The organism is Nocardia sp. BSTN01, assembly GCF_015354405.1.
GTDB lineage: Bacteria > Actinomycetota > Actinomycetes > Mycobacteriales > Mycobacteriaceae > Nocardia.
Window position 1 is genome coordinate 106684 of the sequence record NZ_JADKYP010000018.1, and the last position, 10027, is coordinate 116710.

A 10027-nucleotide genomic window follows, 5' to 3' on the forward strand; every position below is an offset into this window, starting at 1 on the left:
AAAGATCTTGCACAGCGGCGCGGATCGTGAGCGCGGTCCGGCGCGCGAACGAGCCTCGGCACCGGTGTCGGCAAGGACGCGATCACCAGCGGTATCGAAGTGACGCGCAGGCGTAGTGCGGTCGACGCTCCTATCTGCGGCTTCTGCGCCGGCGTCGAATCACCCGCGCGGCCTCCTCGACGCACGCATCGAGGTACGAGTTCACATCGGCGGCCGCATACCGCAACACGAACCACCCGGCGTCCAACAGCGCGTTCTGACGCCGCCGATCACGACGGAACGTCAGCGAATCACTGTGGAATTCACGACCGTCGATCTCGATGATCATTCGCGACCGTTCATCGACGAGATCACCCACGTACTGTCCGATCGGCTGATTCAGCAGCAGATGAAGACCTCGCCGTGCCAGCGCGCGAGCGAACAACCGTTCCGGTTCCGAGGCGGCATCGAATGCGGCGCAACGCAAGTGTTCGCGCAACTTTGTCGAGCCGTACTTGCCGGTGGTCAGGCCCGGCAATGCGGGTGCCACCGCGCGGGCATGATTGTCCACCATGCGGCCCGCCTCGGCGTCCGGCAGGATCGGCACACAATCGAGCAACGTGCGAGCCCGGGTGGTCACGGGAAGTCCCCAGACCTCATCGATCGAATCGGGCCGTAATTCGCGGCGGCTCAACCGAAGCCACTCCGGTGTAGCTCGATACCGGCCCCGGGGCACAGTCGCTTCGACCGACTCGGGTTCCGGCAACATATCCCACAGCCACGCCGCGGTGCGATGGCTCAACACCGCCTCGGGCAACCACGCGAGCACGGCCTCGCACCTGGTGCGCTGGGTAACCGTCCCGACCGCATAGATTCCCGGCAGCACACGCGTATATTGCCCGCGGCGACAGCGAGCGGCAATCGCGGCCGCCGAAACTTCGCGCATCAACTCCGCCCTGGTTCGAATCACGGATACCGATGATTCCGGGCGGTCGGCAGCGAGCTCAGGAGCTCACCTGGGCGAACGACAGACCTGTGGATCAGTGCGGGCCTGTGGATGGGGTGAACAGATCGTGCAAACCTCGGCACGAATGCGAGAAAACCGCAGAATCAAGGGCGGTTTGCACGAAAAATTCACCTCCCAGTACAGGACAACCGGAGCCGTTGTGCGCGTGTGGCTTCGAAACCACCGCCTCACGATCACGGCGCATACCAGCAGTCTCGCTGCACGAACGAGCCGCTGGTCGTAGCGTGGTAACCATGGGTGTGGGGCAGAAATACGACGACAGCGGCATCCCGCCGAACGACCTCGGCCGCCGCCTACGCGAAATCCGCGCCTGGCGCGGCCTGAGCCTCGAAGCCGCCGCCGGACTAGCCGGAATCTCCTACGGATACCTCGGAAAACTCGAGCGAGGCGAGAAGTCGCTGGAGAACCGGCGCACCCTCGAAGCGATCGCGGCCGCACTACGCGTGGCGCCGAGCGAGTTCTCACCGGTGCCATGGCAAGCCGAGCACCCGAGCGCCAACGATGCGGCCTATGCCGGACTGGTCGCGATCGAGAACGTGCTCGACATCTACGAACTCGGCGAAGACCCGGGGCTACCGGTGCGCGAGTGGCCGGCTATCGCTGCGGACATCCAGCAGTTGATCGAACTGTCGCAAACCACAGCGGATTACGCCGCCCAGGCGGAGTTGATGCCGCAGCTGCTCGGTGAACTGCATGCCGTTTATGTCCGTTCTCCCGCACATCGACACGAAACGTTGATCGGGATGATCTGGTGCTATGCGGCGGCGATGTGGACGAGTAAGCGTCTCGGTGGCCGCGGCCTCCCTCTCTTGGCAGCCAAAGAAGCACAGCACTGTGCCGAGGCGCTGGAATCGCCTGCGTGGCAAGGATTCACGGCGTGGCTGCGCGGAGACGCAACAGGCGGACTGTCACGGCCGGAACAGTATCGGCGCGCGGTGCGCGTGGCCGACAAATTGCGTCCTCATCTGAATGACGATGATGTCGTGCAGGTGTATGGGATGCTTCACCTGTCCGCGGCCCTGGCGGCAGCGGTGCAGGGCGACCGCGACACCTCCAGGACCCACCTCGGCGAGGCCGACGATATCGCTCGACGCCTCGATACCGAGGTCGGCTCGTTCGGCCACATGTTCTTCGGCCGCGCGAATGTCGGCATCTGGCAAGCCACGATCGGGAACGAATTCGGTGACGGCGCGAAGGTGGTCGAGCAAGCGCACCGCGTGAACGTAGCTGCCGTGCCGAGCGCTTCGAGACAGGCCGAATTCCACATGGAGATAGGCCGAGCACTACTGACCGATCGGCGTCGGCGTGACGAGGGAATCGCCACCCTGATGCGAGCGGAACGCCTTGCACCCCAACGCGTCCACGCAGACGTCTTCGTGCGGGAGGCAGTAGCCGACCAACTCCGCGCCGCCCGCCGCGATGCCGGCGGCCGCGAACTACGCGGCCTGGCATGGCGAATCGGCATCGCCCCGGACTCCGCCGAGACCCGCCGCTGACCTCGTACAGCTGAACCCACACGTTGAGTCCGCGCATTATGTCTGTACAGCGGGTCCGAGCGTCGATGGGGTGAACAGATCGTGCAAACCTCCGCACGAGTGCGAGAAAACCGCCGAATCAAGGCCGGTTTGCACGAAAAAATCACCACCTAGTACCGGACAACCGGAGCCGTGGTGCCCGCGGCTTCGAAACCACCGCGTCACGATCGCCGCGCGCCCAACGCGAGCGAGCACCGAGCCCGAGCGCTGCCCGCGAGTGCTGCGTCCGCACGCCGACGCGACACACCGAATTCGAGTGCCGAGGGCCCCACTTCATGAGAGTGGAACGCTCTGTGCCCAACTCGTACACACAGACGTCTTCGTGCGGAAGGCCGCGCCGATCCGAGGTGCGCCGCCCGCCGCGATGCCGCCGGCCGCGAACTACGCAGCTAGCACAGCGGATCGGCATCGCCCAGCGCTCCGGCGAGGCCCGCCGCTGACCCCGCCCGCCGAAGCCGACCATCAAGCCCGACAGCGGCCCCGCACGCCGAGTCCACGCGCGACCGCGCCCATCGAGCTCGAACGCCGAGCCCGCATGCCTGGTCCGAGTGACGAGTCCGTACGCCGACCCGACACGCCGAATTCGAGCGCCGAGCCACACGCCAAGTTCGAGCGCCGAGCCCACACGCCGAGAATTACTCACGTGTAAGCGAACACTCTGCGCCACAACCCGTCCACGCAGACGTCGTCATGCGGGAGGGGGTAGCCGACACTTCGCACCGGCCGCCGCGATGGCAGCGGTCCGACCTACGGGCCCGCATGAGGGATCGGCATTGCCCGGACGCCGGCGAATCCGCCTACTTCGCGCGACTTACCCGAGCACCGAATCCGAGCACCCGAGGCCGAACGCTGCCCGCGAGCGCGGGCCTGCGCGCATTCCTCTGTCGCGCTTGTCCTTTCAGGACAGATCGCGCGTGGCTCCTCTCATACCTTGGGCTACGGCCCCATCGCCGGGTCCGTAGCCGGCCGAACCCCGGCTCCTCGGCGGTGGGCGCTCTTGCCGACCGAGGGGATGGAGGGGTGCGTCATGAAAGGCTGTGACTGGATCCTTTTGCTGCTCATCGCAGCACTGCTCGGACTGACCTTCGCCTTAGCGCGCCTACCCCTGCGAGGTGAACGCCGCCGCAAGGACTCCCACCGGTGACGCCCGCCCACCCGATCGCGCTCGGCTGGGTCCATCCCGAATCCACCGCCCCGGACTGGGACACCGCCCAAGTACGCCGCCTGGCCACCCGCCTCGGCTACCGCCTGGTCTGGCCCCCGGAAACCAGCCGCATCCCCCTGCCCGACCAAGTCCCGCGCCACCGGCGCCGAAGCCGTAATCGCCCCGTCCACCCAACATTTCGACTTCCTCACCCTGAACGCGCTGATGATGATCGCCGACGTAGAAACCGTCCACCCCAGGCTCTCCTTCGCCCGCTGGGCGACCAGGCGGTAGCCGAAACTTCTGCCCCGCAGCGAATGTCGGGCGTAGGCGGTCGACGATCCGACGCGGAACGTCGCCGCTACCACGCTCCACGCAACCAGCTCCGTTGTGCCTACTCGCCTCGGGCTGACACTGCCCGAACCCACCTTTCCAAGGAGAACGAGAACATTGCACGCCGATCTGTGGGACCCCTGCACCGGCATACCCGATGAAGCGTTGCGCGCATCGAACGTCGACGTGGCGAGTAAAGAATCCGGCATCGCCGGTATCGAGCAGAGCGGCTGGAAGATCGGCGGATGGCGCGGTCCCGAGTATGCGATCACCGTGTACTCGACCGCGCGCACGGTCGATCAGTTCGAAAACAAACCCGGCAATGTCGATTTCGCCGACGCAACGATCGCCGGCCGCAGCGGTCGTCGGTTCAGGGTCGCTGGAGCGTCGAAGCATCTCAACTGCAACGTCGTGTTCCCTGCGCAGCAGGGTGTCATCCAGCTGCAGCTGCTGATCCGGACAGCGTTGGACAATCCGCCAGAGCCGTGCGGGCTGCTCGCACGAATCGGCGAGAACCTCGTCCCGTGGTTTCCCGAATAGCTTGGGCTACAGGCTCATTCCGGCCCGAATGGCTCGGTCCGACTACTTCTTCGGCGCGGGATTCTGGTCGATGATCCCGCTCAGCGTGGACGAGTTCGTATAGTCCTGACCGGTCAGCCGGGCCAACGAAATCGCCATGACCTCGCGCATATTCTTTACGGTCTCGATGTGGTCCTCCACGATCTTGTCGATGGAGTTGTCATCACCCGTGGCCTGAAGTTTGAACTGCCCCTCGAGCATGTGGCCCATATCGAAATCGCCAAAGCCGGAGACGCTTTGAGCTCGCAAAGCGTAAATGTGGAGGTCCTGCAAATCCTCAATCCGCTTGTTGCAGGCAGCCAGGCACTCACGGGCCACCTGTTCGTTGTCGAGGTACAGATCACCGGACCTGGCCTCCGCTACGCGTTGCTGCCATGCCGAAAGATCACTACTTGCCATACCGCCCCCCTGCTACTTCGGAAACACCGGAACGAGCGACTCCCCGACGCTGGCCACGGTTTGGCACGGGTCAATCGGATGGTCTTCGGCGAGCCGTCCGATCACCTGGAGCTGCACCGCGCCCTGCTGCGCATCGAAAGCCACGTCGCACTCGGTATCGCTACCCTGCCTGAACTCTGTGCCCACACGACCAGCAATCGTCACACTTTGTTGGCCGGTATTGCCCGTCTTGTTGGCGATCTCCGAGGCGGATTTGCCGGTGGAGTAGACGGTAATAGCGTACTTTGAGCCCTTCCATCCGCAAATCTCCCAACCGTGCTGGTGAACGCCGGCGACGCCGGAATCCTTTGTGCTCGGGTCTACCTGCGCGGCCGTCAATGCCGAATCGGGAATCTGCGTACACGGATCCCACAGCGCCGCAGCAGCATCGCTACTCGCCGTAGTAGCCGCGCCGTCCGTAGTCGAGCTACACCCAGCTGTCATCACCGCCAGCACCGCCCCGATAGCGACCGCCACCCCTGCTACTCGTCGCTGCACCCGACGTCCTCCCGCTCGACAGACAACTTCGCTACGGACTATAGGACGCGGCGACACGCGACGGGGTTCCCTATCCGGCCGCAGGGCCCTGACCAGGGCGCCGTGTGGGACCACCGGGCACCATCTCGGTGCCCCCGGTCGGACTCGAACCGACACTGTGCGGATTTTAAGTCCGCTGCCTCTGCCAATTGGGCTACGGGGGCGGCTGGGATAGCGTACCTAAGTCGTACGTCCGTCTCGGAATTGTCCGGGGATTTGCTCAGTGCACGCCTTCCATCAAGCGGCTGACCTGCGGGGCTAGGAAGTAAACGATGATTCCCACTGCGATCGCGACCAGGCCGGTGATGCCGAAGTAGGCGACTTCGTGGCTGGTGTCGTAGAACTCGGACAGGACGCCGGACATCGAGGTACCGATGCCGACGGAGAAGAAGTAAAGGGCCATCATCTGGGCTCGGAAGGCCTCGGGGGCGAGCTGAGTGGTAACCGCGAGGCCGATCGGGGACAGCAGGAGTTCGGAGATGGCGAAGCCGGCCAGGATGACGAAGACGAGCAGGGCGGGAACGGTTTTGTCGTCGAAGCCGGCCAAGGGGACGAACAGGAGGAACGATGCGCCCATCCCCATCACGCCGTAGGCGAACTTTCGGGGGGTGGTCGGGGCTCGGGTGCCCAGGCGGGTCCACATGAGCGCGAACAAGGGCGACAGCACGATGACCCAGATCGGTTCCTCCGAGCCGATCCAGCTCGCCGGCGCGGTCCAGCCGAACAGCGTCCAGTTCATCCGCTCGTCGGAGTAGACGGCCAGCACCGTGAAGATCTGCTGGAACAGCGACCAGAACACGGCGTTGGCGATGAACAGCGGTATGAAGGCCCGCACTCGGACTCGTTCCACCGCAACCACTTTCGGACTGGTCAACATCAATCCGAAATAGAGTATCGATACCGCCGCGATCACGCCGGTGGTTACCCACGACAGATTCGACAACCGGACCAGCCCGGTCCACATCGCGAGGGCGACCACCACCGCGACGACCAGCACGAAGGCGATCACCTTCCCGATCTGGCTGCGCGGCAACGGGTTCGGCACTTCCCGCCCGTGGGTACCCAGATTGCGCCGGAAGATCACGTACTGGGTGAGTCCGAGCGCCATACCGATCGCCGCCGCCCCGAATCCGTAGTGGAATCCGAGGTGGGTCTGCAGCAGCCCGGTGATCAGCGGGCCGACGAACGCGCCGAGATTCACGCCCAGATAGAACAGCGTGAAACCGCCGTCGGCGCGCGGGTCACCCTTCTCGTAGAGCGTGCCCAGCAGTGAGGACGCGTTGGCCTTCAAGGCGCCGGAGCCGAGCGCGACGAGCGCCAACCCCACGCCGACACCGGTCAATCCCGGCAGCACCGCCAGCGCGATGTGCCCGGCCATCACGACCACGCCGCCGTAGAAGACGGTCCGCTCCATCCCGAGTACCCGGTCGGCCAGCCAGCCGCCGAGCACGGTCGACAGATACACCAGCCCGCCGTAGGCGCCGACGATGCCCGTCGCGGTCGATTTCTCCAGCCCGAGCCCGCCGTCGGTCAGCGAGTAGTACAGGTAGTACCCGAGGATCGTGAGCATGCCGTAGAACGAAAACCGTTCCCACAGTTCCACTCCGAACAAATTGACCAGCCCGATGGGATGGCCGAATATCGTGCGCGTCTCCGGCGACGTCTGCTCTCCCGGGACGGGTTCCACCCTGCTCATGAGACGCAATTGTCCAGCAACGAGGTACGCCGATCGCGCAAAACGCCGATCACGCGGGGATGTCGGAGCGAGCCCCTCAGGCGATCGACAGCGCGATACCGTCGAGAATGTCGTGCTCGCTCACGATCAACTCGGAGATCCCCGCCCGGCGCGCCAGTTCGTCGGCCAGCACCTCGGTGATCACCGCACCGCCGCCGATCACGTCGACCCGGCCCGGATGCATGGGACCGAGGGCGGCGCGTTCGTCGTGGTTCATTCCGATGAGACGGTGGCAGACCTCGCGGAGCTGATCGAACGTGAGCCGGGTCAGATGCACTCGATCCGAATCGTATTCGGGCAGGTCCAGCGCGACGGCGGCGATCGTGGTCATGGTGCCGGCCACGCCGACCCAGGTGCGGGCGCGCTCGACCGGAACCACGCCGAAGGCCTGGGCCAGCTGCTGCGAGGCGAAGAACCGCGCGGACGCGACCTCCTCGCCGGTCGGCGGATTGCCGTGCAGGCAGCGTTCGGTGATCCGCACACAGCCGATGTCGGCCGAGTACGCCTCATGCACGCCGGAACTGTCGCCGAGCACCACCTCGGTGGACCCGCCGCCGAGATCGACGACCACGAACGGCCCTTCGGCACTGGACAATTCGCCGACCGCGCCCGCGAACGAGAGCCGCGCCTCCTCATCGCCGGTGATCACCTCGGCCTGGGCGCCGGGCACCACGCGGCCCAGTTCCACACCGGTCATGGTGAAGAAGTCGTCGCGGTTGCGGGCGTCGCGGGTCGCGCTGGTGGCGACCATGCGCACCCGGCTCACCCCGGCGTCGATCATGCGGTCGACGTAATCGTGCAGGGCGACGCGGGTGCGTTCGATCGCCTCCGGATTCAGTTCGCCCGTGGCGTCCACGCCCTTGCCGAGCCGCACGATCCGCATCTCGCGGTGCACGTCGGTGAGGTGGCCGTCCGCGCCGACATCGGCGATCAGGAGCCGGATGGAATTGGTGCCGCAGTCGACGGCGGCAACCCGGTCACTCATCACTGTCTCCCGCATCGGTATTCGGTTGATACTGCTCGTATTTCGGCCAGTCCTGCGGAATCGCGGTGCCGCGCAGTCCGGTATCGGCCGCCAGCGCGACGGCCTCGTCACCGAGCGGATTCAGTCCCGGCCCCTTGGCCAGCGAATGTGCGATCAGCACGTGCAGGCATTTGACCCGCTCCGGCATCCCGCCACCGCTGAAATCCGTTCCCAGCGACTCGATTTCGTCGCGCTCGGACAGGTAGCTCTCGTGCGCGACACGGTAGGCGGCAGCCAGTTCCGGGTCGGCGGCCAGGCGTTCGGTCATCCCGCGCATCAGTCCGGCGGCCTCCTGGCGGCTCGCCTCGGCGGTCAGGCGCGGATCGGTGAGGTAGTAGAGCGTGGGGAACGGGGTGCCGTCGGGCAGCCGCGGCGCGGTCTTCACGACCGCCGGTTGGCCGTCGGGCGTGCGATAGGCGATGGCGAGCACCCCGCGCGGCTCCCGGCCGAGCTGGCGGGCCACGATCTCGAGATCAGCCTCCACGGGCGCACCCTGCTCATCACCCGCCTCGCCGGACGAAGGCTCGGGCGTAGCGGGGTCGGTCACCGGGGTTCTCCTTCAGGATGGGGCGGGGGCGGGGGCGGTGGTGGAGGGGGCGGCGGGGGCGCCGGCGTGGTGGGCGTGGGCTGCGGCTCGGACATACTGCGCCACAGCTGGGTGTACCAAGGATCGGGGCGGCGGGCCTGACTCGTCGGCACCGGCACCGCGGGCTGCTCGATACCGGGCACCTGGACGATATAGGCGGTGTCGCCGGGCATCACCAGCCGCAGCCGGTCGCGCGCCTCGGAGCGGATATAGGCGGGATCTTCCTGTTGTGCGCGGCGGTCGCGCAACCGCGTCAGATCGTTTTCCAGATCGCGGCGCTGTTCGGCCAATTGCACCGATTCCGAACGCTGACTGAAATAGGTGCGCATCGGCACGGCGAGAGTCAACGCGAGCGCGCACAACACCGCGGCCAGGATGACCGCGCGCCCGGTGGACAAGCCCAGAATCCGGTGATCGTGGCGATCCTCGGACTTCTTCGACTTCGCACGCGTGGTGCGCGGTTCGGATTTCGCGCCGGCCGGACGACGTTGCGCGGCCCGCTTTCCGGCGGACGTGCGTGTGGAGCCGTTCGCGGCCCGTTCGGGTCGGGGAGACCGCGTCGAGCGGCGGTCACCGCGTCCTGCCGGACTGGTGCCGCGCGCCCGTCGCTCCGTCATCCCCACACCTCGAAATCGCCTGCCTCCGCAGCGGTGCTGCGAATCTGTGCAGCAGCGGTGCTGCAAATCCGTGCCGTAGCGGCGCTGCGATTCGACCGCACAGCGCACCGGTTTCGCGCGGTGACCGGCCGCGGTATCGACCGGCCCCGCACGCCACACCCGTTGTCGAGGCTACTACCCCTCGAAGACGAACCGGGGGAATGCGACGTCACCGGCGTAGCGAGCCGAATCGCCGAGCGCGTCCTCGATGCGCAGCAGCTGGTTGTACTTGGCGACGCGTTCGCTGCGGGCGGGGGCGCCGGTCTTGATCTGACCGCTGCCGACCGCGACCGCCAGATCGGCGATGGTGGTGTCCTCGGTCTCGCCCGAGCGGTGGCTCATCATGGTCTTGTAGCCGTTGCGGTGAGCCAGCTCGACCGCGTCCAGCGTCTCGGTGAGGGTGCCGATCTGGTTGACCTTCACCAGCAGCGCGTTGGCGGCGCCCTTGGCGATG

General features: G+C 66.2%; 9 protein-coding genes, 1 tRNA gene and 1 pseudogene. 2 read left to right on the forward strand and 9 right to left on the reverse strand.

The genetic code is table 11. The features are described from left to right. Window positions 1–130 precede the first annotated feature (130 nt). On the reverse strand, window positions 131–865 hold the full coding sequence (locus IRT45_RS17325) for a DUF559 domain-containing protein (protein WP_194806872.1): 735 nt from the start codon (window positions 863–865) through the stop codon (window positions 131–133). A gap of 374 nt (window positions 866–1239) precedes the next feature. Here IRT45_RS17325 and IRT45_RS17330 point away from each other — a divergent pair, with 374 nt between their 5' ends. Both IRT45_RS17330 and IRT45_RS17335 read left to right on the forward strand, forming a co-directional pair. After that, a complete protein-coding gene (locus IRT45_RS17330; protein WP_194806873.1) occupies window positions 1240–2502 on the forward strand; it encodes a helix-turn-helix domain-containing protein in 1263 nt (420 codons plus the stop codon). A 1573-nt stretch (window positions 2503–4075) separates the two neighbouring features. Further along, window positions 4076–4558 (forward strand): DUF3558 domain-containing protein, encoded by a 483-nt coding sequence (locus tag IRT45_RS17335; protein ID WP_309241017.1) that lies wholly within the window; start codon window positions 4076–4078, stop codon window positions 4556–4558. A 42-nt stretch (window positions 4559–4600) separates the two neighbouring features. Here the strand turns inward: IRT45_RS17335 and IRT45_RS17340 are convergent, their stop codons facing one another. The 8 genes and pseudogenes from IRT45_RS17340 to eno form a co-directional block, all read right to left on the reverse strand. Next, window positions 4601–4996 (reverse strand): hypothetical protein, encoded by a 396-nt coding sequence (locus tag IRT45_RS17340; protein WP_194806875.1) that lies wholly within the window; start codon window positions 4994–4996, stop codon window positions 4601–4603. Window positions 4997–5008: 12 nt separating this feature from the next. After that, entirely contained in the window at window positions 5009–5512 is a 504-nt protein-coding gene (locus IRT45_RS17345; RefSeq protein WP_309241018.1) for a DUF3558 family protein, read from the reverse strand. 150 nt (window positions 5513–5662) lie between these two features. After that, a tRNA-Leu gene (locus IRT45_RS17350) sits at window positions 5663–5736 on the reverse strand. A 56-nt stretch (window positions 5737–5792) separates the two neighbouring features. Further along, window positions 5793–7268, reverse strand: coding sequence for a peptide MFS transporter (locus IRT45_RS17355; RefSeq protein ID WP_194806876.1), 1476 nt, complete (start codon window positions 7266–7268; stop codon window positions 5793–5795). 76 nt (window positions 7269–7344) lie between these two features. Beyond that, complete coding sequence (locus tag IRT45_RS17360; protein ID WP_228534493.1) at window positions 7345–8292, reverse strand: Ppx/GppA phosphatase family protein; 948 nt, start codon at window positions 8290–8292, stop codon at window positions 7345–7347. Next, window positions 8285–8878: a DUF501 domain-containing protein gene (locus tag IRT45_RS17365; protein ID WP_375540113.1), complete on the reverse strand. Its 594-nt coding sequence runs from the start codon at window positions 8876–8878 to the stop codon at window positions 8285–8287. Before IRT45_RS17365 ends, IRT45_RS17360 begins: the two co-directional genes overlap by 8 nt. Further along, window positions 8875–9534 carry a septum formation initiator family protein gene (locus IRT45_RS17370; RefSeq protein WP_194806877.1) on the reverse strand — a complete coding sequence of 220 codons (660 nt, stop codon included), beginning with the start codon at window positions 9532–9534 and terminating at the stop codon, window positions 8875–8877. Before IRT45_RS17370 ends, IRT45_RS17365 begins: the two co-directional genes overlap by 4 nt. 174 nt (window positions 9535–9708) lie before the next feature. After that, window positions 9709–10027, reverse strand: a pseudogene (gene eno, locus IRT45_RS17375) (phosphopyruvate hydratase); the annotation flags it as partial.

Coding starts and splice junctions, on each gene's coding strand:
- IRT45_RS17360 (WP_228534493.1), bottom strand. CDS start 8,292: ATGAGTGACCGGGTTGCCGCCGTCGACTGCGGCACCAATTCCATCCGG.
- IRT45_RS17340 (WP_194806875.1), bottom strand. CDS start 4,996: ATGGCAAGTAGTGATCTTTCGGCATGGCAGCAACGCGTAGCGGAGGCC.
- IRT45_RS17330 (WP_194806873.1), top strand. CDS start 1,240: ATGGGTGTGGGGCAGAAATACGACGACAGCGGCATCCCGCCGAACGAC.
- IRT45_RS17370 (WP_194806877.1), bottom strand. CDS start 9,534: ATGACGGAGCGACGGGCGCGCGGCACCAGTCCGGCAGGACGCGGTGAC.
- IRT45_RS17355 (WP_194806876.1), bottom strand. CDS start 7,268: ATGAGCAGGGTGGAACCCGTCCCGGGAGAGCAGACGTCGCCGGAGACG.